Source organism: Pseudomonas sp. DF11, assembly GCF_058148565.1.
In genome coordinates this window covers 403,590-425,234 of sequence record NZ_JBYVYN010000004.1, presented here as the reverse complement: position 1 = coordinate 425,234, position 21,645 = coordinate 403,590, and the positions used below count along the sequence as shown (strand labels likewise).

At 62.8% G+C, this 21,645-nt stretch carries 18 protein-coding genes; 7 read left to right on the top strand and 11 right to left on the bottom strand.

The window, feature by feature from the left end; genetic code table 11:
• Nucleotides 1-36: 36 nt before the first annotated feature.
• The 5 genes from miaA to AC30D9_RS15345 are packed head-to-tail and all read right to left on the bottom strand — an operon-like array spanning nt 37 to nt 6,305.
• Nucleotides 37-1,008 carry a tRNA (adenosine(37)-N6)-dimethylallyltransferase MiaA gene (gene miaA / locus AC30D9_RS15365; protein ID WP_134922629.1) on the bottom strand — a complete coding sequence of 324 codons (972 nt, stop codon included), beginning with the start codon at nt 1,006-1,008 and terminating at the stop codon, nt 37-39.
• A complete protein-coding gene (mutL, locus tag AC30D9_RS15360) occupies nt 1,008-2,921 on the bottom strand; it encodes a DNA mismatch repair endonuclease MutL (protein WP_490144337.1) in 1,914 nt (637 codons plus the stop codon). The genes miaA and mutL overlap by 1 nt, the downstream gene beginning before the upstream one ends.
• Entirely contained in the window at nt 2,918-4,348 is a 1,431-nt protein-coding gene (locus tag AC30D9_RS15355) for an N-acetylmuramoyl-L-alanine amidase (RefSeq protein WP_134922627.1), read from the bottom strand. The genes mutL and AC30D9_RS15355 overlap by 4 nt, the downstream gene beginning before the upstream one ends.
• Nucleotides 4,348-4,818: a tRNA (adenosine(37)-N6)-threonylcarbamoyltransferase complex ATPase subunit type 1 TsaE gene (gene tsaE / locus AC30D9_RS15350; protein ID WP_109752159.1), complete on the bottom strand. Its 471-nt coding sequence runs from the start codon at nt 4,816-4,818 to the stop codon at nt 4,348-4,350. The genes AC30D9_RS15355 and tsaE overlap by 1 nt, the downstream gene beginning before the upstream one ends.
• Nucleotides 4,806-6,305: an NAD(P)H-hydrate dehydratase gene (locus AC30D9_RS15345; RefSeq protein ID WP_490144336.1), complete on the bottom strand. Its 1,500-nt coding sequence runs from the start codon at nt 6,303-6,305 to the stop codon at nt 4,806-4,808. The genes tsaE and AC30D9_RS15345 overlap by 13 nt, the downstream gene beginning before the upstream one ends.
• 63 nt (nt 6,306-6,368) lie before the next feature.
• On the opposite strand from AC30D9_RS15345, the gene queG reads away from it, so the two are divergent.
• Nucleotides 6,369-7,448 carry a tRNA epoxyqueuosine(34) reductase QueG gene (queG, locus tag AC30D9_RS15340; protein ID WP_014336297.1) on the top strand — a complete coding sequence of 360 codons (1,080 nt, stop codon included), beginning with the start codon at nt 6,369-6,371 and terminating at the stop codon, nt 7,446-7,448.
• Here queG and AC30D9_RS15335 read toward each other — a convergent pair.
• On the bottom strand, nt 7,430-8,044 hold the full coding sequence (locus tag AC30D9_RS15335; protein WP_170866829.1) for a trimeric intracellular cation channel family protein: 615 nt from the start codon (nt 8,042-8,044) through the stop codon (nt 7,430-7,432). The two genes, queG and AC30D9_RS15335, sit on opposite strands and share 19 nt — an antisense overlap.
• Before the next feature lie 256 nt (nt 8,045-8,300).
• On the bottom strand, nt 8,301-8,843 hold the full coding sequence (gene orn, locus AC30D9_RS15330) for an oligoribonuclease (RefSeq protein WP_024780809.1): 543 nt from the start codon (nt 8,841-8,843) through the stop codon (nt 8,301-8,303).
• 109 nt (nt 8,844-8,952) lie between these two features.
• Here orn and rsgA point away from each other — a divergent pair, with 109 nt between their 5' ends.
• Nucleotides 8,953-9,984: a small ribosomal subunit biogenesis GTPase RsgA gene (gene rsgA, locus AC30D9_RS15325; protein ID WP_210642584.1), complete on the top strand. Its 1,032-nt coding sequence runs from the start codon at nt 8,953-8,955 to the stop codon at nt 9,982-9,984.
• A 199-nt stretch (nt 9,985-10,183) separates the two neighbouring features.
• Here the strand turns inward: rsgA and motB are convergent, their stop codons facing one another.
• Both motB and motA read right to left on the bottom strand, forming a co-directional pair.
• Complete coding sequence (gene motB / locus AC30D9_RS15320; RefSeq protein ID WP_307575859.1) at nt 10,184-11,221, bottom strand: flagellar motor protein MotB; 1,038 nt, start codon at nt 11,219-11,221, stop codon at nt 10,184-10,186.
• A 3-nt stretch (nt 11,222-11,224) separates the two neighbouring features.
• On the bottom strand, nt 11,225-12,076 hold the full coding sequence (gene motA / locus AC30D9_RS15315) for a flagellar motor stator protein MotA (RefSeq protein ID WP_003197198.1): 852 nt from the start codon (nt 12,074-12,076) through the stop codon (nt 11,225-11,227).
• A gap of 166 nt (nt 12,077-12,242) precedes the next feature.
• On the opposite strand from motA, the gene AC30D9_RS15310 reads away from it, so the two are divergent.
• The 4 genes from AC30D9_RS15310 (at nt 12,243) to AC30D9_RS15295 (ending at nt 17,529) form a co-directional block, all read left to right on the top strand.
• Nucleotides 12,243-13,781 carry an HDOD domain-containing protein gene (locus tag AC30D9_RS15310; RefSeq protein ID WP_490144335.1) on the top strand — a complete coding sequence of 513 codons (1,539 nt, stop codon included), beginning with the start codon at nt 12,243-12,245 and terminating at the stop codon, nt 13,779-13,781.
• 42 nt (nt 13,782-13,823) lie between these two features.
• On the top strand, nt 13,824-14,639 hold the full coding sequence (gene rhdA, locus AC30D9_RS15305; protein WP_490144334.1) for a thiosulfate sulfurtransferase: 816 nt from the start codon (nt 13,824-13,826) through the stop codon (nt 14,637-14,639).
• 19 nt (nt 14,640-14,658) lie between these two features.
• Nucleotides 14,659-15,519 (top strand): archaetidylserine decarboxylase, encoded by an 861-nt coding sequence (gene asd / locus AC30D9_RS15300; protein WP_490144333.1) that lies wholly within the window; start codon nt 14,659-14,661, stop codon nt 15,517-15,519.
• Between the two features lie 249 nt (nt 15,520-15,768).
• Nucleotides 15,769-17,529: a cyclic-di-GMP receptor FimW-related protein gene (locus AC30D9_RS15295; RefSeq protein WP_490144332.1), complete on the top strand. Its 1,761-nt coding sequence runs from the start codon at nt 15,769-15,771 to the stop codon at nt 17,527-17,529.
• A gap of 223 nt (nt 17,530-17,752) precedes the next feature.
• Here the strand turns inward: AC30D9_RS15295 and serB are convergent, their stop codons facing one another.
• Nucleotides 17,753-18,967, bottom strand: a complete 1,215-nt coding sequence (gene serB, locus AC30D9_RS15290; protein ID WP_072340113.1) for a phosphoserine phosphatase SerB — start codon at nt 18,965-18,967, stop codon at nt 17,753-17,755.
• Between the two features lie 133 nt (nt 18,968-19,100).
• Here serB and AC30D9_RS15285 point away from each other — a divergent pair, with 133 nt between their 5' ends.
• On the top strand, nt 19,101-20,618 hold the full coding sequence (locus tag AC30D9_RS15285; protein ID WP_134922620.1) for an AhpA/YtjB family protein: 1,518 nt from the start codon (nt 19,101-19,103) through the stop codon (nt 20,616-20,618).
• A 235-nt stretch (nt 20,619-20,853) separates the two neighbouring features.
• Here the strand turns inward: AC30D9_RS15285 and AC30D9_RS15280 are convergent, their stop codons facing one another.
• On the bottom strand, nt 20,854-21,558 hold the full coding sequence (locus AC30D9_RS15280; RefSeq protein ID WP_134922619.1) for a PqiC family protein: 705 nt from the start codon (nt 21,556-21,558) through the stop codon (nt 20,854-20,856).
• Nucleotides 21,559-21,645: the final 87 nt, after the last annotated feature.

The window sequence follows — 21,645 nt, the reverse complement described above, 5'->3', positions numbered from 1 at the left end:
GTCACACCCCCAAGGATAGACGGCAATTGCAAGGACTCAGCTCAATATGGAGATGGTCCCAAGGTATTTCAAGGCGCGTGGCAGATTGTCGCAATCGAGACTGTCGAGCCAATGCAGGTCAGTCCAGCTGCGCAGCCAGGTGAACTGGCGTTTCGCCAATTGGCGCGTGGCAATGATCCCACGCTCCTGCATCTCGGCTGACGTCAGCTTGCCGTCCAGGTAATCCCAGACTTGTCGATAACCTACCGCACGTATAGACGGCAACCCGGGATGCAGGTCACTTCGCTCACGCAGGGCTACGACCTCGTCTATGAACCCCTGTTCCAACATTAATGTGAATCTTTGTTCAATTCGCCGATGCAGCACTTGCCGGTTCGCCGGAGCGATGGCCAGATTCGCGACAGTATAGGGCAATTGTTGCAGTCCCGAAGCGGCTGCTTCAGTACTTTGCGCAGATTGTCGTTGGCGCAGGGCCGTCATGCTCTGGCCGCTGACCCGATAAACCTCCAGGGCCCGACTGAGCCGCTGCGGGTCATTGGGGTGAATACGCGCCGCCGACTCCGGATCGATGACCGCCAATTGCTCATGCAGGGCCTGCCAACCCAGGCGCGCGGCCTCTTCTTCAATCTGCGCGCGCACCTCGGGGTCGGCCGCCGGCATGTCCGCCAATCCCTCGACCAGGGCCTTGTAGTACAGCATCGTGCCGCCCACCAGCAGCGGAATCTTGCCCCGCGCGGTGATCTCGGCCATGGCCTGGAGGGCATCACGGCGAAAGTCCGCGGCCGAGTAGGCTTCGACCGGGTCGAGGATATCGATCAGGCGATGGGGATATTCGGCCAGCAGCTCTTTCGACGGCTTGGCGGTGCCGATGTCCATACCCCGGTATACCAGGGCCGAATCGACGCTGATCAACTCGCAAGGCAACACCTTGGTCAATTCGATGGCCAGGTCGGTCTTGCCGGCGGCGGTCGGCCCCATCAGGAAAATCGCGGGTGGCAACTGGCTCATCAACGACCGCGCAGGAACAGTTTGTCCAGGTCATCCAGGCCCAGTTGGGTCCAGGTTGGCCGGCCATGGTTGCATTGGCCGCTGCGCTCGGTGTTTTCCATGTCTCGCAGCAGACCGTTCATTTCCGGCAGGGCCAGGCGCCGGTTGGCGCGGATCGCGCCGTGGCAGGCCATGGTGCCGAGCAGTTCGTTCAGGTGCGCCTGGATCCGGTCGCTGGTGCCGTATTCCATCAGGTCCGCCAGTACGTCACTGACCAGGCGGTTGGCCTCGGCCTGTTTCAACAACGCCGGAATCTGGCGGATCGCCAGGGTTTCCGGGCCCAGGCGTTGCAACTCGAAGCCCAGACGCTGGAACCAGCTCACATGCTCTTCGGCGCAATCGGCTTCGCGCTGGCTGACCGCCAGGGATTCGGGCACCAACAGCGGCTGGCCGCTCAGGCCTTCGCTGGCCATGGCGATTTTCAACCGCTCGTACATGATTCGCTCGTGGGCCGCGTGCATGTCCACCAGGACCAGGCCCTGGGCGTTTTCCGAGAGGATATAAATTCCCTTGAGTTGCGCCAGGGCATAGCCCAGCGGCGGGATATCGCCCTGGCCGTCGGGCAATGCCACCGCTCCGGGTTCAGGCAAGGGTTTGAAGAACTCGCGATAGGCCGCCTGAGCCTCGGCCGCCGGCACGCTGGATTGCGGGCGCGGGGTGTATTGATACTGATAGCCGCTGCCAGCACCGCTACCGGCCGTGTTGTAGCTCGGTTGCGACTGGGGCTGCTCCAGCAGCGCGTTGGCCGCCAGGCGCATTTCGCCCTGCGGGCCGAACTCGCCCGCCTCCAGCCCCGTTGGCCGGACCATGCCAGCCACTGCCGCCGGAGCCGCCAATTGATCTTCCGGACGCACATCGCCCAAGGCACGGTGCAAGGTGCCGTAGAGGAAATCGTGGACCATGCGCCCGTCGCGAAAGCGCACTTCATGCTTGGTCGGGTGCACGTTGACATCCACCACCGCCGGATCGACTTCGAAAAACAGCACGAAGGTCGGATGCCGACCGTTGAACAGCACGTCGCGATAAGCCTGGCGCACCGCGTGGGCCACCAGCTTGTCGCGCACCGCCCGACCGTTCACGTAGAAATACTGCAAGTCCGCCTGGCTGCGGGAAAAAGTCGGCAGCCCGACCCACCCCCACAGGCGCAGGCCATTGCGCTCCACCTCGATGGGCAACGCCTGTTCCAGGAAACCGGCACCGCACACCGCCCCAACCCGCCGGGCGCGGGCCGCATCGTCGTGGGCCTCGTGCAGGCTGAGGATGGTCTTGCCGTTGTGGCGCAAATGAAACGCCACATCAAAACGCGCCAGGGCCAGGCGCTTGATGACTTCTTGCAGATGATCGAATTCAGTCTTCTCGGCCTTGAGGAACTTGCGCCGGGCCGGGGTGTTGAAGAACAGGTCGCGCACTTCCACCGAGGTGCCCACCGGATGAGCCGCGGGCTGCACGCGAGAGGCCATGTCCCGGCCTTCGGTCTCGACCTGCCAGGCCTGCTCGGCGTCGCGGGTACGGGAAGTGAGTGTCAGGCGCGACACCGAACTGATGGACGCCAGCGCCTCACCACGAAAGCCCAGGCTCATGACCCGCTCGAGGTCTTCCAGGTCGCGAATCTTGCTGGTGGCGTGACGCGCCAGGGCCAGCGGCAGGTCCTCGGAAGAAATACCGCCGCCGTCATCGCGCACCCGCAGCAGCTTGACGCCGCCTTGCTCGACATCCACATCGATGCGCCTGGCCCCAGAGTCGAGGCTGTTTTCCAGCAACTCCTTGATGACCGACGCCGGCCGCTCGACCACTTCGCCGGCGGCGATCTGGTTCGCCAGCCGGGGGCTGAGCAGCTCGATGCGGGCGTTGCTGCCGATCACTTCATCACTCATTGCTGAACCGCCACGTCATTGCCGGGAATGGTCAGGGTCTGGCCGATCTTGAGCTCATCGCTCTTGAGGTTGTTGGCGCTACGCAAGGTCGCGGGCGACACCTGGTAACGCACGGCGATCATCGCCAGGGTTTCGCCGGGATTGACCCGATGGTCCCGCGGGCCCTGGGCGATCTTGCCGGAATCGCGCAGCCAGGCAATGTAGGTGCCTGGCGGTGGGTTCTGCTGGAAGAACTGCCGCACGCCACTGCTGATCGAGCGGGCCAGCGCCTGTTGATGATTGGCGGAGGACAGCTTGGACGCTTCGTTGGCGTTGGAGATGAAGCCGGTTTCCACCAGGATCGATGGGATGTCCGGCGACTTGAGCACCATGAACCCGGCCTGTTCGACGCGCTGCTTGTGCAGCGGCGTGACGCGACCGATGTTGCTCAAGACTTTCTGGCCGACGTTCAGGCTGGAGGTCAACGAGGCCGTCATCGACAGATCGAGCAATACGCCGGCGAGCATCCGATCCTTGTCGTCGAGGCTGACGTTGCCGGCACCGCCGATCAGGTCGGAACGGTTTTCGCTGTCGGCCAGCCAACGGGCGGTCTCGGAGGTGGCGCCACGGTCGGACAGGGCAAACACCGAGGCCCCGAACGCAGCGGCCGAAGGCGCGGCGTCGGCGTGGATGGAGACAAACAGGTCGGCGCCCTTCTTGCGGGCGATTTCGGTACGCCCGCGCAGGGGAATGAAGTAGTCGCCGGTACGGGTCAGCTCGGCACGGAAGCCTTTCATGCCATTGACCTGGCGCTGCAATTCGCGGGCGATGGACAGCACCACGTCTTTTTCACGTTGCCCGCGCGAGCCCGAGGCCCCGGGGTCTTCGCCGCCGTGACCGGCATCGATCACCACGATGATGTCGCGCTTGCCGGCTGGCGCCGGTGGCAGCTTGAGCGCAGGTTCGGTCGGGGTCACCGGCACCGCTGGAACCGTGGCGACATTGGTCGGCGGCGGTGGAGGTGGCGCCGCATCGGCCGGGTTGTCGAACAGGTCCACCACCAGCCGATTGCCATATTGGGCGTTGGGAGCCAGGGTGAAGCTTTTCGGGGTCACGGCTTTTTTCAGGTCGATGACCACCCGCAGATCGGTCGGCGTGCGCTGGGCCGAGCGCATCGCGGTAATCGGCGTGTTGGCGGTCGCCACGTTCAATGGCGCGCCCAGGGTCGCACCATTGATGTCGATCACCAGGCGATCCGGGGCGGTCAGGGTGAATACGCTGTGCTGCACCGGGCCCGTCAGGTCGAACACCAGCCGTGTGTTGTCCGGCGCCCGCCAGAGGCGAACGCTGTTGACCTTTGTCTCGGCCACAGCATCGACGGCCAGTGCCGTAAGCAACAGTCCTACGACAGCAACCACCGCGCGAAAGCGCATACCAAACCCCATCATTAATTAGTTTCCAATGCCAAAGCGGCACACCACGACTCGCCACGCGAGCCTTGCGGCGTCAGTTTCAGCGAACGCCCGCCGTTCTGCGCGCCAATGGTAATGGTCAGGTCGGGCTTTGGCAAAAAGCCTGCACCCTTCTGGGGCCATTCGATCAGGCACAAGGCGTCATCTTCGAAATAATCGCGAATACCGAGAAACTCCAACTCCTCAGGATCCACCAGTCGATACAGGTCGAAATGGAAGGCGCGGATATCGCCGATCTCGTAGGGCTCGACCAGGGTGAACGTGGGGCTTTTGACGGAGCCGACGTGTCCGAGGCCGCGAATGATGCCACGGGACAAGGTAGTTTTCCCCGCGCCAAGGTCGCCTTCGAGAAAAATCAGGCCATGGCCGGCGGTGATTTGTGCGATGCGAGCGCCAAATTGTGTCATGGCGTGTTCGTCGGCCACGTACAGGGTTACTTCAGACACGGTGAATGCTCCTCCAACAACTGACGAATGGTCGGGATCAGATCGGTCGCCGCCAATCCCCGGCCCCCGCGACCGGCCTGGGCGCCGGCACTGGCATGCAGCCAGATAGCCAGGCATGCGGCCTCGAAACCGTCCAGGCCTTGGGCGAGCAAGGCTCCGACCACGCCGGCCAACACATCCCCCAGGCCGGCCGTGGCCATGGCCGGATGGCCCTGGCTGCAAACCGCCAGACGACCGTCCGGGCTGGCAATCAGGCTGCCGGCGCCCTTGAGGATCACCGTGGCGGTGAATTTCTGACTCAATGCATGGGCCGCCGCCGGACGATCGGCCTGCACCTGGGCCGTGGATATCCCCAGCAATCGCGCCGCCTCGCCCGGGTGCGGGGTGATGACACACTGCTCGGGCAAACCAACGTCGCCGTTGCTCAACAGGTTCAACGCGTCGGCATCCCACACTTGCGGCAGCGACGCATTGGCCGCCGCCGACAACAGGCTACGCCCCCAGGCAGCTTGCCCAAGACCTGGCCCGACCACCAGTACGCTGGCCTGTCGGAGCAAACCCATCAATTGATTCGCCGAATGGGTGCCCTGCACCATGACTTCGGGCAAACGGGTCAGCGCAGCCGATACATGCTCGCAGCGAGTCGCCATCGACACCATGCCCGCGCCACAACGCAGGGCGCTTTCGGCACTCATCTGGATCGCACCGCCAAAGCCCCGGTCACCACCGATCAACAGCACGTGACCGAACTTGCCTTTGTGGGACGTGGCAGCGCGAGGTGTCAGACGTGGCAGATTATGGGGTAAGAGCAGTCGAGCACTGGCCGGTGCGGCTTCAACAATATCTGGGTCGGCGTGCAGATCATTGAATACCAGTTCACCGACCCGGTCCGCCGCTTCGCCGGTAAACAGGCCCACTTTCAGGCCAATGAAGGTCACGGTCAGGTCAGCCGCCACCGCCGTGCCCAGCACCCGCCCGGTGTCGGCGCACAACCCCGAGGGGATATCCACCGCCGCGACCGGCAGGCCGCTGACATTGATCGTATCGATGGCCTGCACATAAGGCTCGCGCACATCGCCACTCAGGCCCGTGCCCAGCAGCGCGTCCAGCAATACGCCACGCAACTGCGCCTCATCCGACCACGGCTCCATCGGCACGCCCACCGCCACGGCTTCGGCATGGGCATTGGCCGCGTCGCCCTGCAATCGCCGGGGCTCGCCCACCGTCAGCACCCGCACCGACCAGCCAGCGCGCCGGGCCAGGGTCGCGACCAGGTAGCCATCACCTGCATTGTTGCCATGCCCGGCCAGCACGGTCAGCTCGCGAGCGTCGGGCCAGCGCCGGACGATCGCTCGCCAGGTGGCACGGGCAGCGCGTTGCATCAATTCGAAGCCAGCGGTGCCGGCCGCGATCAGTTGTGCGTCGAGGGCCCGGACTTGCGCGGCACTGTACAGCGCGTCGGGAAAATCATCTTTAGTGTGCGGCATGCGTCTTCGGGCTCCGATGTCTGGCAGAATTATACGCATCTCAGCTCTGGTTTCTCTCGCCTCATGCCCGCCATTCCCACAGACCTCCCCGCCCTCGCCCAATCCATCAAGGAGTGGGGCCGCGAGCTGGGTTTCCAGCAGGTCGGCATCAGCGGCCTGGACCTTGCCGAGCATGAGCAACACCTGCAACGCTGGCTCGACGCCGGCTACCACGGCGAAATGGACTACATGGGCGCTCACGGCAGCAAGCGCTCGCACCCCGAGGAACTGGTGCCGGGTACGCTGCGGGTGGTGTCCCTGCGCATGGACTACCTGTCAGGCGACACGCACATGGCGCAGATGCTCGGCCAACCGGAGAAAGCCTACGTCTCGCGTTATGCGTTGGGCCGCGATTACCACAAATTGATCCGTAAACGCGTGCAACAACTGGCAGAAAAAATTCAGGCGGTCATCGGCCCCTTCGGTTATCGCGCCTTCGTCGACAGCGCGCCTGTGCTGGAAAAAGCCATCGCCGAACAGGCCGGGCTGGGCTGGATCGGTAAAAACACCTTGGTGTTGAACCGCAAGGCCGGCAGCTATTTCTTCTTGAGCGAGCTGTTTGTCGATCTGCCCCTGCCGGTGGACCCGCCCCATGCCAGCGAACATTGCGGAAAATGCACCGCATGCCTGGACATCTGTCCTACGAATGCCTTCGTCGGGCCCTACGTGCTCGATGCCCGGCGTTGCATTTCCTACCTGACCATCGAGCTGAAAAGCGCCATCCCCGAAGAACTGCGGCCGTTGATCGGCAACCGGGTGTTCGGTTGCGATGACTGCCAGATCGTCTGCCCGTGGAACCGCTTCGCCCGACCGTCCGGGGAAAGCGATTTCAAACCACGGCACAATCTGGACAATGCCGGGTTGGCCGAGCTGTTCATGTGGGACGAGGCGACTTTCCTCAGCAGCACCGAAGGTTCACCGCTGCGCCGCGCCGGCTACGAGCGCTGGCTGCGCAACCTGGCGGTGGGACTGGGTAATGCGCCCTCGACGATTCCCGTGCTGCAAGCGCTGGAGGCCCGGCGCGACTACCCGTCGGAGCTGGTGCGCGAGCACGTGGAGTGGGCGTTGCGCCAACATGCCGAGCGTCAAACTTCGTCGTTATAGACGAACTTCGGCATTTCCCAGTGGAAGCGAATCGCCAGGAGCCGTAACAGGAAACCACCGAACAAGGTGATGAGGATCGCTTGTTCGTTTGGCAGTTGCAGGAAGACACACAGCAGATAACACCATGCAGCGGCAAACGAGACGCTGGCGTAGAGTTCACGACGGAAGATCAGCGGAATATCGTTGCAGAAGATGTCCCGCAGGATGCCGCCGAACACGCCCGTGATCACCCCGCTGACCGACGCCACCAGCATGCCATGGCCCATTTCCAGGGCCGTCATGCAGCCGATCAGGGTGAACGCCACCAGGCCCACGGCGTCGAGCACCAGGAACAACGAGCGCAAATGGCGCATCCAGCGCGCCAGGAACACCGTCAGCATCGCCGCTGCCGTGGTCAGCACCAGGTATTCGGGGTGCTTGACCCACGTGAGCGGGTAATGACCAAGCAGTACGTCACGCACCGAGCCGCCACCCAGCGCCGTGACACAGGCGATCAGCACCACGCCGAACCAGTCCATGCCCCGGCGCCCGGCAGACAAGGCGCCAGTCATGGCTTCGGCAGTGATGGCGATCAGATAAAGCATCAGCAACATGATGGCGGTCCATACGGAAAGGCGCGCAGTCTAGCCAGTTTGGGCAGGCACCAAAAGAGGGCAGCCATCAACATGCCCAACATACAGAACCTGTGGCGAGGGGATTTATCCCCGCTGGCTGCGCAGCAGCCCAAAAATGCCACTCATAGTGCCAGGCGGATCGTGTGTTGGCTTTTAGAGGGCTGCTGCGCAGCCCCGCGGGGGTAAATCCCCTCGCCACAGATAAATCCCCTCGCCACAGAAGCTCCGTGCGTTTCAATCAGAACTTGATGAAGTGCTTGCGGTAATGCTGCAACTCGGCAATGGACTCGCGAATGTCGTCCAGGGCCAGGTGGCTGCCACCCTTCTGGAAGCTGTCGCGCACTTCCGGGGCCCAGCGGGCAGCCAGTTCCTTGAGGGTGGAGACGTCCAGGTTGCGGTAGTGGAAGTAGCTTTCCAGGGATTTCATATGGGTATAGAGGAAGCGACGATCCTGGCAGATGCTGTTGCCACAGATCGGCGACTTGCCCTTCGGCACCCATTGTTCCAGGAAGGCGATGGTCTGGGCCTCGGCCTCGGCCATGCTGATCTTGCTCTCGCGCACCCGCTGGGTCAGGCCCGAGCCGCCGTGCTGGCGGGTGTTCCATTCGTCCATGCCGGCCAGGATCTCGTCGCTGTGATGGATCGCGATCACCGGGCCTTCGGCCAAAGTGTTGAGGTCGCTGTCGGTGACGATGGTGGCCATTTCGATGATGACGTCGGTATCAGGGTTCAGACCGGTCATTTCCAGGTCGATCCAGATCAGGTTCTGCGGGTTTTGCATAGGGAAGCTCCTCGGCGTAGCCACGCAGTTTAGCCTAGGCCGGCCTTTGGGCGTGCTAAACTCGCGGCCGTTTTACCCTATTCGCTGCATTTCTTCATACGGAACACCCATGGCCAAACGCCAACTCAATCGTCGTCAGAACTGGCGCATCGAAAAGATCCAGGGCGAGCGCGCCGCCCGCGCCGCCAAACGCGAATCCAGTGCTGTCGAAGCCTTGGAGGGTGGCGACCTGGGCCCTGAACAGACTGGCCTGGTGATCGCCCACTTCGGCGTGCAGGTCGAGGTCGAGGCCCGGGAAGGCGAATTGGCCGGCCAGGTGTTCCGCTGCCACCTGCGCGCCAACCTGCCGGCGCTGGTGACGGGCGACCAGGTCGTCTGGCGTGCCGGCAACCAGGGCATCGGCGTGATCGTCGCACAATTGCCGCGCCACACCGAGCTGTGCCGCCCGGACAGCCGTGGCCAGCTCAAGCCGGTGGCCGCCAACGTCGACATGATCGTCATCGTCTTTGCGCCGCTGCCCGAGCCTCACGCCAACCTGATCGACCGGTACCTGGTAGCCGCCGAGCACGCCGGCATCCGGCCGTTGCTGCTGCTCAACAAGTTCGACCTGATCGACGAACACAACGCTCCTGCGCTGAACGCCTTGCTGTCGGTCTATCGGGACTTGGGTTACCCGGTGCTGGAAGTCTCGGCTCATCACGGCGACGGGATGGAAAAATTGCAGGAACAACTGGACGGACGCATCAGTGTGTTCGTCGGCCAGTCCGGTGTCGGCAAGTCGTCGCTGGTCAACAGCCTGCTGCCGGACGTCGAGACCCGTGTCGGGCCGTTGTCCGAACTGTCTGGCCAAGGCACCCATACCACCACCACCGCGCGGCTGTTCCACTTCCCCGGCGGCGGTGAGTTGATCGACTCGCCGGGCATCCGCGAGTTTGGCTTGGGTCACGTGAGCCGGGCCGATGTCGAAGCCGGGTTCATCGAGTTCAACGAGCTGATCGGCACCTGCCGCTTCCGCGACTGCAAGCACGATCGCGAACCCGGCTGTGCCCTGCTCAAGGCCTTGGAAGAAGGTCGTGTGCATCAGCAACGGATGAACAGCTACCGCTCGATCATCGCCAGTCTGCCGGAAAGCAGTTACTGACCTGAAAGGAACGCAAGCCGGACACAGTTGTGGCGAGGGGATTTAGCGAAACGTCGCACCGCCCCGCTGGGGCGCGAAGCGCCCCCCTTCGTATTCACCCCGAATATCAGATGAAAAAAGAGGGGCTGCTTCGCAGCCCAGCGGGGCGGGGCGACGTTTCGCTAAATCCCCTCGCCACTGATTTTCGCTGCCAGTCAGATCACTGCGCAGGCGTTCCGGCAGGCTTGGGCGCGGCGTCGTCGAACAGGTTCAGACGTTCGCGCAGCTCATGGGCCGGCACCGGTTGCTTGTCCGCCGGCAAGGCGTTCGGATCAACCGCAGCCCCAGGCGTTGCCGGCACTTCACCTGGCGCGCCTTGGCCCTGGGCCGGATCCGGCGCCGGGTCGTCGGTTTGCGAACCTTCGATGGCTTGCTGGGCCTTCTTGGTCAACACCACGATATCGATACGCCGGTTGACCGGGTTGAACGGGTCCTTGCGATCGAACAACGCCGAGGATGCGTAACCGACCACCCGCGCCACCTGTTCGTCCGGATAGCTGCCGGCCACCAGGGCACGACGTGCCGCGTTGGCGCGGTTGGCGGACAGCTCCCAGTTACCGAAATCACCTTTGCCGACATAAGGCTTGGCATCGGTATGACCGCTGATGCTGATTTTGTTCGGCACCGCTTTGATGGTGTCGGCCATGGCCAGCAGAATGTCTTCGAAATAAGGTTTCAGGCGCGCACTGCCGGAATCGAACATCGGCCGGTTCTCGGCGTCCATGATCTGGATACGCAAGCCGTTCGGCGTGATCTCGAACAGGATCTGGTCCTTGAATTTCTGCAGCTGCGGGTTCTCCTCGACCTTGTTCTGCAATTCCTGCAGCAACAATTCCAGGCGCTCGCGCTCGATCTGCTCGGCCATGCCTTCGACCTGCTCGGAATCCACCGTCACCTTGTCCGGCTGAGGCTGGGACTTGACCTCGGGGTTGAGGGTATTTTCCGGCGCCAGGGTCGGCGAGCCGCCCAGGTCGATGATGTAGGGCGTGCCACTTTCGGAAAAGCCGACCGGGTCCTTGAAGTAACCGGCGATGGCGATCTTCTGTTCCGGGGTTGCCGTGGACAGCAGCCACAGCACCAGGAAGAACGCCATCATCGCCGTCGCAAAGTCGGCGAAGGCGATTTTCCAGGCGCCCCCGTGATGCCCCGCGGCTATGCGCTTGACGCGCTTGATGATGATCGGCTGGTTATTTTCCATGACTTAACGACCGCGAACCGCTTGTTCCAGCTCGGCGAAGCTTGGACGGTGCGCCGGGTACAGGACCTTGCGACCGAACTCCACCGCCAGCGATGGCGGCATGCCCGAGGCCGAGGCCACCAGGGAAGCCTTGATGGCTTCGTAGACGTTGAGTTCTTCCTTGGCGTCATGGGCCAGGGAGTGGGCCAGTGGGCCGAAGAAACCATACGCAGCCAGAATACCGAAGAAGGTCCCCACCAGTGCCGCACCCACGTGCAGGCCGATGGACTTCTGGTCGCCGTCGCCCAGGGAAGCCATGGTTACCACGATGCCCAATACCGCCGCGACGATACCGAAGCCGGGCATGGCGTCGGCGATGCCGGTGACTGCGTGGGAAGGGTGCTCCAGGTCTTCCTTGAGGCTGTAGAGCTCCATGTCGAACAGGCCTTCGAGTTCATGGGGCGCCATGTTGCCGGACGACATGATGCGCAGGTAATCACAGATGAACGCCGTCATGCGGGCATCTTTGAGCACCGCAGGATACTTGGCGAAAATCGGGCTGGCGGCGGCGTCTTCGATATCGCCTTCGATCGCCATCATGCCTTCGCGGCGGCTCTTGTTGAGGATCTCGTAGATCAGGCCCAGCACTTCGAGGTAGAAGGTGTGGCTGAAACGCGAACTGAACATGCCCAGGGACTTCTTGAGCACGTGCATCGTCATGTAGCCGGGGTTGGCCTGCAGGAATGCGCCAAGGGCCGCGCCACCAATGATCATCACCTCGAAAGGCTGGATCAGGGCGGCAATCTTGCCGTGAGAAAGCACGTATCCGCCGAGTACGCTCGCGAACACGACAATGATGCCGATAATTTTAGCCATAGATAGAAAGTACTTATTTAAGTCGGGTTCAAGGTCATATTCGGAAGCTGAAAAATCTCTTCTTCTACTTATCGGCAAAACTGCGCCAGACTATAGCCAGTTCTGGCGAAAAGCCAGTTTGGCCCGCTCCGGGCGTAGAGAATTCATACGATGATCACGTCCAGCCATGACTAACGAAACGAAGGTTCCAACGCCGCGACCGACCACGCTCGAAGGCTGGGTTAAGCTGCTGGACGGTGTGCACCTGCCAGTGCCCCAGGCCAGTCATGACCTGGTCTGCAAGGCCATCGCCGACAGCCGCCGCTCGTTGCGCGACATCGCCGAACTGATGCAGGACAGCCCGGCCCTGGCCCTGAGCGTTATCCGCGAGGCCAACCATCACACCCATGGCAGCCTTGCAGAACCTGCGGAAAATCTCGAAGTGGCCATCAACCGTCTCGGCCTCAAGCGCACCGAGGAACTGCTCGCTCGCTTGCCGTCGTTGCCAGGGCACGAAATCCCCGTTGCCTTGCGCCAGCTGCAATTGATCAGCCAGCACGCCACGCAACAGGCCAATGGCTTTTTTGCCAGCCGCCTGGCGCGACTGTGGCAGGACATACACTGGGGCAGCCTGTTGTTTCTGGCGCCGCTCTGGCCCCTGGCCCTGACTCACCCGCGGTTGCTGGGGGAGTGGGAGTTGCGGGTCGTCCATAAAGGCGAGCCGGCGAGCAAGGTCGAGCGTGAATTGTTCGGCGTCAGCCTGCTGAAGATCTGCCTGGCGTTGGTAGAGACCTGGCGCTTGCCGATCTGGGTGATGCAGGGCTATCGCCTGCTACTCAATGAACGCCGCGAACTGGTGAAGGTTCTGCGCATCGCCCGAGATAGCGAGCACCCGCTGCGCCAGCAGAATCGCCTGGACGATGACCCGACCCTGCGGCGCTGGCTCAATCAACCGGCCAATACCGTGTTACTGGCCAACGGCCTGGCACTTTCAGCACAACAGGCTTGGGACAGTCCCCACATTGCCCGCTGGCAATACCTCACCAGTTTGTATCTGCAGATGCCGCTGGATGAGGTACAGCAACAGATGCACCAGCAAGCTGTCACCAGCGCCCGTCATGACGCCATGCCGGACCTCTGGCACCCCGCCGTGGCATTGATCTGGCCCTGGGGCAGCCGCCGCATCCACCCCGGCCTGCTCCCCCCCGCCCCACCCAGCGCCGAAGACCTGAGCCAGTGGCGCAAACAATGTTCCGCACTGCTGGTGGAACCGAGCCCTTTTCGCAATGCCATGCACTTGACCAGCTCGGCCCGAGACGTGTTGGTGGCCTGCGGCATGCGTCGGGTGATGATCCTGATGGCCGACCGCAGCCAGACCAGCCTGCGCGTACACCAGACCGCCGGCCTGCCCAAGGAAGCCGCGGCCATGAGCTTCGCCATCAGCCAGAGCAAGATATTGCAGCGGTTGCTGGCCCAGCAGGCCCAGGTTCGCCTGAACCCGGACAACAACGCGCAGTTTTCGGTACTGCTGCCGCCGGGCCTGCGCAGCCTGTTTCGGGGTGAGCACTTGCTGTTGCGCTCGCTGACCTGTAACGGTCGGGTCATCATGCTGGTGGCGGTGGATCAAGGCGGCGGACCGTTCTCGGACGTGACCGTGCAAGCCTTCGGCAAAACCGTGCAATGCATCGAAAGGGCCCTGCATACCTTTACCAACCGCGGCCGCTGAACTTGCTACAATCCTTTCCCTTTGCGCCCCTGGAGACCTCACATGCCTGACTTCTCTGGCTTGCCGCTGGTGATCGAGCCGAGCGAACTGCTACCGCGCCTCGACGCCCGCGAACTGATTCTGGTGGACCTGACCAGCGCCGCCCGCTACAGCACCGGGCATATTCCCGGTGCACGCTTCGTCGATCCCAAGCGCACCCAGCTCGGCCAACCGCCAGCGCCGGGCCTGCTGCCGGCCAAAGCCGACCTGGAAGCACTGTTCGGCGAGCTCGGGCACAACCCGGATGCGGTCTACGTGGTCTATGACGATGAAGGCGGCGGCTGGGCCGGGCGTTTTATCTGGCTGCTGGACGTGATCGGTCACTCGAACTACCACTACCTCGACGGCGGCTTGCTGTCGTGGCTGGCCGAAGGCCTGCCGGTGTCCGTCGAAGTCCCCGCACCGGTTGCAGGCCCGGTCAGCCTGACACTGCACGATGCTCCCACCGCCACCCGCGAATACCTGCAAAGCCGTCTCGGCGCTGCCGACCTGGCCATCTGGGACGCTCGCGGCCCGCTGGAGTATTCCGGCGAGAAAGTCGTCGCGGCCCGAGGCGGGCACATTCCCGGCGCGGTCAATTTCGAATGGACTGCCGGCATGGACAAGGCGCGTAACCTGCGCATCCGCAAGGACATGCCGCAAATCCTCGAACAATTGGGCATCACGCCCGACAAAGAAATCATCACCCACTGCCAGACTCACCACCGCTCCGGCTTCACCTACCTGGTGGCCAAGGCGCTCGGTTATCCACGGGTCAAAGGCTATGCCGGTTCCTGGGGTGAATGGGGTAACCACCCCGATACCCCCATCGAGCTTTGAAGGTTCTTAAGGACAGTTAATGAAAAACCGTTTGTTCATCCTCTCTCAATACCTGCTGCCCCACCACCTGCTGTCGCGGCTGGCCGGCTGCATTGCCGAATGCCGCGTGCGCTGGTTCAAGAACGCCTTCACCGCGTGGTTTGCCAAGCGCTACCAAGTGGACATGTCCCAGGCCCTGGTGGAAGACCTGACCGCGTACGAGCACTTCAACGCCTTCTTCACCCGCGCCCTGAAAGACGGTGCGCGCCCGCTGGACCCAACCCCGGGCGCCATCCTCAGCCCCGCCGACGGTGCCGTCAGCCAGCTCGGCCCGATCGAACACGGCCGGGTATTCCAGGCCAAGGGCCACAGCTTCAGCGTGCTGGAGCTACTGGGTGGCGATGCAGCCAACGCAGCGCCGTTCATGGGCGGCGATTTTGCCACCATCTATCTTTCCCCCAAGGACTACCACCGCGTGCACATGCCGCTGGCCGGTACCCTGCGGGAGATGATCTATATCCCAGGGCGAATTTTCTCGGTCAACCAGACCACCGCCGAAAACGTTCCGGAACTGTTTGCTCGTAACGAACGCGTGGCGTGCATTTTCGACACCGAACGCGGGCCGATGGCCGTGGTGCTGGTGGGCGCGATGATCGTGGCGTCCATCGAAACCGTCTGGGCCGGCCTGGTGACACCGCCCAAGCGCGAACTCAAGACTTTCCGCTACGACGAAGCCGCCCGTGCGCCGATCCACCTGGAAAAAGGCGCCGAACTGGGCCGCTTCAAGCTGGGTTCGACCGCCATCGTGCTGTTCGGGCCGGACCAGGTGAAATGGGCCGAAGAGCTGGTGGCCGGTTCGCCCGTGCAGATGGGCCAGGGGCTGGCGCTGCCGAAAGTTTAATCAAGCCAGCCAGACCGAGTCGCGGCTTTCGCGAGCAAGCCCGCTCCCACAAGGATTTACTGTGGACATGAGTTTTGTGTTTACCAGAGATCCAATGTGGGAGCGGGCTTGCTCGCGAAGGCAATGTGTCAGTCACCCAGGTGCTTGCTGAGCCGGCGCTTTACCGAGCATTAATGCCACACCCTCTTCGACTACAACTGCTAGAGTTGGAAACATCACGTTTATTTCCCGCCGGAGCCCGTCCACGGCATGAATGAGACCAGCCCTCTCCAGCTATTGCGCGTCCAGCCCCCAACGCAATCACGCCTGTCGTTCTGCGACGCCACGCCACGGGACCTCAAGCGCTGGATCGCCAACCTGCCCAAGGCCAACATCGGCGAAACGGCCCGTTTGTTGTACCAGGCCCTTGGTGAACTCAACCAACTGCTCACGCCCAGCGACAATCGCCTGCAACTGCTCGAGCTGCTGCGGCCCGAGGTGTATTACGTCTGCAAGCACCTGGAGCGGCACTTCCTGCAACAAGCCATCGTGCTGGATGAGCGTTCGCGCAAGATCGTCAACCTGTGCCAGGCCCTGCAAACCCAACTGGCGATGGGCTACAAACAGATCGTGGCGCGTATCGCGTCGAAATACACCAAGGATCGGGCCCGCCTGCTGAGCACCGCGCTGCAACGGGCGCTGCATGCCCTCAACGGCCCGCTATTGCGTGCTAGCCAGCTGTATAGCCCGGTGCCTGAAGGGCTGTGGCTCGATTTGCATCAGCTGTACCGGATCGCCTGCCAGCACCGGCTGCAGCACTTGAACGTGAGTGATGAACTGGCCAGCCAGGTTCATCAATTGAACGCCGAGCAAACCTATGTCGTCGCCCTGCTGCTGGGCGCGTCACGCAGCAATCAACTGCGCCAGAGCCAGATCGGGCGACTGACCCAAGTGCTCGAATCCTGGAGCCAGTGGGTCAAGCTGGACCCGGCCACTACCGCTACCAGCCTGTTCGCCGTCGCTCCGCAGCTGGATGTCGGGCCACGCTATCGCTCCAAGTTCCGCGCCGAACAGCAGCCGACCTTGCAGGGTTTCGACCCACAACCCCTGGTGCGAGCAATCGCCACTCACCTGGAACAACCTGCCGAGAACAACCTGCCAGTCCCCGGCGGCATGAGCGTCGACACTCTGCATCACCTGCAAGCGGCCTGGGGCGAAGCGACCGAACGCAGCTTCCAGCGCACCGAGGGCAACGGCACGCTGACCCTGTGCGTGGGCATGAGTGCGCTGCACTACTACCTCGGTGGCGAGCGCTCCTTCAACGAAATCCTGAAAAGTCCCACCACCCGCAAAGCCCGCTTCGAAGCCTCGCAGAGCAAGACAAACGACGCCTGGAAGCAGGCCTTCGACGCCGCCCCCGCCGGTGACAGCGACCTGCTGCCCTATGAAGAGATCGAATACCCGGTCAACCCGGCCGATGACGACGGCACCAGTTCCGACAACCAGCATCACTTCCCCACCTACGACCTGCCGATCATCAACCACAGCCCTGGCGGCTACTGCCTCGGCTGGCCCAAGGAAGTGCCGGAACAGCTTCAAGCCGGGGAAATGATCGGCATTCGAGACAGCAGTGACCAAGCCTGGAGCGTTGCCGTGGTGCGCTGGATCCGGCAAGTGCGCAATGGCGCCATGCAAATGGGCATCGAACTGGTCGCACCCCATGCCCAGCCTTGCGGGCTGCAACTGGTCCGGGAAGAGAACGAGCACGGTCACTACCTGCGCGGGTTGTTACTGCCCGAGATCAGCGCCATCGACCTGCCCCCCACCATGATCGCCCCACGCCTGCCGTTCCAGGAGGGTCAGCGCGTGTTGATCAACACCAACGGCCAGGAACGCCGGGCCGGCCTGGACCGCCGGGTGACCAGTACCCACAGCTTCAACCAGTTTTCCTATCACCCGGAAGACTCAGCCGAGACTGGGGATAGCGGTGACCAAGAGGGGAATTTTGATTCGTTGTGGAAGTCGCTTTAAGCAGCCGCTATAGCCCCCCTGTGGCGAGGGGATTTAGCGAAACGTCGCACCGCCCCGCTGGGCTGCGCAGCAGCCCCAAAACCTGACGATTCGCTATGTCAGGTTGAGTGGGGGTGCATTGGGGGGCTGCTGCGCAGCCCAACGGGGATAAATCCCCTCGCCACAGATAAATCCCCTCGCCACGGATAAGTCCCTGGCCACAGGAAATGTCGCAAGCTCAGAGTTAGAGCTGCCCGTCACGATCCCTGAAGCCCAGCAGGTACAACACCCCATCCAGCCCCAGGGTTGAAATCGCCTGCCTGGCCGACTGCTTGACCAGCGGCTTGGCCCGGAACGCGACGCCCAGGCCGGCGATGGCCAACATCGGCAAGTCGTTGGCACCGTCGCCCACGGCGATGGTCTGTTCCAGGCGCAAGCCTTCCTTCTCGGCCAGTTCACGCAGCAGGTCGGCCTTGCGCTGGGCATCGACGATCGGCTCGACGGCCACGCCGGTCACCTTGCCGTCCACCACTTCCAGTTCGTTGGCGAACACGTAGTCGATGCCGAGCTTGGCCTGCAACTGCTTGGCGAAATAGGTGAAGCCGCCGGACAGGATGGCAGTCTTGTAACCCAGACGCTTGAGTTCGGCGAACAGGGTCTCGGCACCTTCGGTCAGGCGCAGGGAAGCGCCGATGGAATCCAGCACGCTGACGTCCAGGCCCTTGAGCAGCGCCAGGCGCTCCTTGAAGCTGGCGCGGAAATCCAGTTCGCCAGCCATGGCGCGCTCGGTGATGGCCGACACTTTGTCACCGACGCCGGCAGCCTTGGCCAGTTCGTCGATGACTTCGGCTTCGATCAGCGTCGAGTCCATGTCGAACACCGCCAGGCGACGGTTACGACGGAACAGTGAGTCTTCCTGGAACGCGATGTCGACGTTCAGCTCCTGGGCCACGCTGAGGAACTCGGCACGCAATGCCTGGGGATCGGCCGGCTCACCGCGCACCGAAAACTCGATGCAGCCCTTACCCTTGTTGTCCGGAGTGTCCAGCGGCATGCGCCCGGACAGTCGGTCGATATGGTCGATGTTCAGGTCATATTTGGCGGTGATCGAGCTGACGCGCTGCAATTGTTCGGCAGTGACCTTGCGGGTCAACAGGGTAACGATGTGGCGCTTCTTGCCCTGACCGGCCACCCAATGCCGGTAATCGTCCTCGGACACCGGGGTGAAACGCACCTGTTGGTCGAGCTTGTAGGCGGTGAACAGGATGTCCTTGAGCACCGACTTGCCTTGTTCGGCGTCCGGGATCTCAACCAGGATGCCGAACGACAGCGTGTCGTGGATCACCGCCTGACCGATGTCGAGAATGTTCACACCACCCTGGGCCAGAACGCCGGTAATGGCCGCAGTCAGACCCGGACGGTCGCTGCCAGTGATGTTTATCAGGACGATTTCGCGCAAGGCGCACCCCCGCAGGTGGAAAAAAACCGCATTCTACCCACATTCAGTGACCATCGGGCACCGCCAGTGCTTTGCCGGTCATGGGGCTGTCGCTATACTGCGCGTCAATTTCACGGACAAAGAGCCGAGCTCAGTGAACCGGCCCACGCCAGTCAAAACCGACAACTTCTTCCTGCTGATCTTCCGTGCACTGCGTCATCGTCGTGTGCCGATTGCATTGCGCATTGCCAGCCATAACGTGATCCTGGTCGCCCTGGCCCTGGTTATCTATGCCTGCGTGATGGGTTTGCAATTCAAGCAGGCGATGCACGAGCAGGCCGATGCCCTGGGTGAAAGCCTGACCACCCAGACCGCCACATCCGCCACCGAGCTGCTGGTGTCCAACGACATCCTCAGCCTCAACGTGCTGCTCAACAACCTGACCAAGAACAAACTGGTGGCCCACGCCGCCATCTACAGCGTGGACAACCGCATCCTCGCCGAGGCCGGCCAACGGCCCAAGCCAGGCCTGCTGGGCGAATCCGGCGGCATGTACCAGAGCAAGATCACCTTCCAGGACGTGACCGCCGGTCAGTTGCGCATCAGCCTGGACATGGACCAGTTCCAGCAGCCGATGACCATCAGCCTGCAAAGCATGGGTATCCTCAGTGCAATCCTGCTGGCCCTGGCTTTGGCCTTGAGTCTGCGTCTGGGGCGGCACATCTCCACGCCGCTGTTGCAGTTGCGGGTCTGGCTGCGGGACATCGACGAACACACGCCGGCCACTCAGCGCCAGGATGAAATCGGCGACCTGGCCCGGCAACTGCACGCCAGCTTCGCACCGGAACCTGAGCCTCTGCCGGAACCTGAAGACCTCGACTACGTGGACGACGAGGACACTGAGCCGGGCTTCGAAGTGCGTAACCTGCGTGACCCAGGCTTTGATGAAAGCCAGCCGATGCCCGCCTCCAAGCCGGCGCCGCGCCATGTGGTCCGTACGGTGGAGGACGAGGAAGACGACGACGCGTTCGCCGACCTGCGTGACGAATCGGTCGATGGCGCACCTCAACCGGTCGCCAGGCCTGCTGTCTCGAACCTGCCCCAGCACAGCGCCGTACTGGCCGTACAACTGGGCGCCCAGGACCAACTGCGCCGCTTGCCCCAGGCCCGCCTGAAGGAACTGCTCGAACGCTACCGCGACTGCCTCGACCAGGCCGCCTCGCTTTATCAAGGTGAACTGCACACCCTGAACGACGGCAGCACGCTGATGCTGTTTCATACCGAAGACAGCGGCGACGACTACCTGACCAACGCCATTTGCTGCGGTGAGTTGCTGCGCGCCCTGGGCCACCAGTTGCAGATCGAAGTCGCTGACAGCGGCATCACCTTGCAACTGCAATTGGGCCTGACCCTGGGCGATGGTCTGTTCGGCCTGAGCCAGATCGACCTGCTACTGACCGAAACCGCCCAGGACGCCCTGGCGTTGTCGCAACACAGCCGCAACCTGCTGCTGGTGGAACGCAAGATCAACGACGACGCCCTGATCCGCCAACGCGCCCGCATCCGCCCCATCGCCAGCCCCGAAGGCGCGTGCTGCGTGGAGCGCTTGATGGAGCCTTATCCATCGTTGCTGGAGCGGCAACTGGCGCGGATGCATGAGCGCCAGGCCTGAGTCCCGGGACTTGAAGTAACGAAGCCCGCAGATGAGTGATTGTCTGCGGGCTTTTTTGTGCCTTTGCTGGCCTCATCGCGAGCAGGCTCGCTCCCACAGGGATTGCTGCCGCCCACAGATCCAGTGTGGGAGCGAGCCTGCTCGCGATGAGGCCGGCACGGACACTGAAGAACCAACCCGCAGAAACAACAAAGCCCGCATCAATGCGGGCTTCGCTTTGCATCCAGGCCTGGAGTCAGAACCTGAACACTTCCATGTCCGTACGAATCGGCAAGGCCATGGGAATCTTGTCCTTTTCCTTTTCCACCGGCTTGGCTGGGGCTGGAGCGGGCTTGCGTGGCACTTCGGCGACAGGCGGCTGGTTGGCCAGGGGCTTGAGCGATACAGACAGTTGTTCGGCCAGGCGTTGCAGGAGCACGCCTTGGGCCTGGACTTGCGCGGCGGTGGTGCCGGCATGTTGTTCTTGCAGATGAATGATGCGGTTCTCACGCACCTTGCCACGACGGTCGATCAACCGCCATTGGGCATCGAGCACTGCCGGTTGCGCTTTACCCGAGTCCAGGCGAGTAATCGATAGCAGCACCTGCACATCCGGGGTGAAGCCCTGGGTCGCAGGCGCCAGTACCACACGCTGGCTGTCCAGATGCCCGGCGACCTGACGCAACAACAATTGGTCGATGTCGGAAGACAGGCTGCCAGCCCAGCGTCCGTCGGTGGCGGCCTGCAGGCTGCCATCCGGCTGGCGTTGCAATAAGGTTTCGCGTTGCAGGTAATCGGCGATCAGGACCGGCCCCAGCAATACTGCCATGCCTGTGCTTTGCGCAGGCTGGGCCGGGGTTCCGCTGTCCAGTTGGTACAGCGATACCGGCTGGTTCATGCTGCAACCCGCCAGGCCAAGCAGGCCGGCGAGCCACAAAATAGGAAGGCGCAGAGCAGTCATCGTTCCGTCCAGGTGGCAGCCACAAGGCTTGCCACAGTGAAAAAATACTCGGTCATTATGAAGAACGCTCGGCCACGCCGGCGCTTG

What these genes read in the sequence shown, in the direction of transcription:
- miaA (WP_134922629.1), bottom strand. Translation starts at nt 1,008, where the DNA reads ATGAGCCAGTTGCCACCCGCGATTTTCCTGATGGGGCCGACCGCCGCC.
- mutL (WP_490144337.1), bottom strand. Translation starts at nt 2,921, where the DNA reads ATGAGTGATGAAGTGATCGGCAGCAACGCCCGCATCGAGCTGCTCAGC.
- AC30D9_RS15355 (WP_134922627.1), bottom strand. Translation starts at nt 4,348, where the DNA reads ATGATGGGGTTTGGTATGCGCTTTCGCGCGGTGGTTGCTGTCGTAGGA.
- AC30D9_RS15345 (WP_490144336.1), bottom strand. Translation starts at nt 6,305, where the DNA reads ATGCCGCACACTAAAGATGATTTTCCCGACGCGCTGTACAGTGCCGCG.
- queG (WP_014336297.1), top strand. Translation starts at nt 6,369, where the DNA reads ATGCCCGCCATTCCCACAGACCTCCCCGCCCTCGCCCAATCCATCAAG.
- orn (WP_024780809.1), bottom strand. Translation starts at nt 8,843, where the DNA reads ATGCAAAACCCGCAGAACCTGATCTGGATCGACCTGGAAATGACCGGT.
- rsgA (WP_210642584.1), top strand. Translation starts at nt 8,953, where the DNA reads ATGGCCAAACGCCAACTCAATCGTCGTCAGAACTGGCGCATCGAAAAG.
- motB (WP_307575859.1), bottom strand. Translation starts at nt 11,221, where the DNA reads ATGGAAAATAACCAGCCGATCATCATCAAGCGCGTCAAGCGCATAGCC.
- motA (WP_003197198.1), bottom strand. Translation starts at nt 12,076, where the DNA reads ATGGCTAAAATTATCGGCATCATTGTCGTGTTCGCGAGCGTACTCGGC.
- AC30D9_RS15310 (WP_490144335.1), top strand. Translation starts at nt 12,243, where the DNA reads ATGACTAACGAAACGAAGGTTCCAACGCCGCGACCGACCACGCTCGAA.
- rhdA (WP_490144334.1), top strand. Translation starts at nt 13,824, where the DNA reads ATGCCTGACTTCTCTGGCTTGCCGCTGGTGATCGAGCCGAGCGAACTG.
- asd (WP_490144333.1), top strand. Translation starts at nt 14,659, where the DNA reads ATGAAAAACCGTTTGTTCATCCTCTCTCAATACCTGCTGCCCCACCAC.
- AC30D9_RS15295 (WP_490144332.1), top strand. Translation starts at nt 15,769, where the DNA reads ATGAATGAGACCAGCCCTCTCCAGCTATTGCGCGTCCAGCCCCCAACG.
- AC30D9_RS15280 (WP_134922619.1), bottom strand. Translation starts at nt 21,558, where the DNA reads ATGACTGCTCTGCGCCTTCCTATTTTGTGGCTCGCCGGCCTGCTTGGC.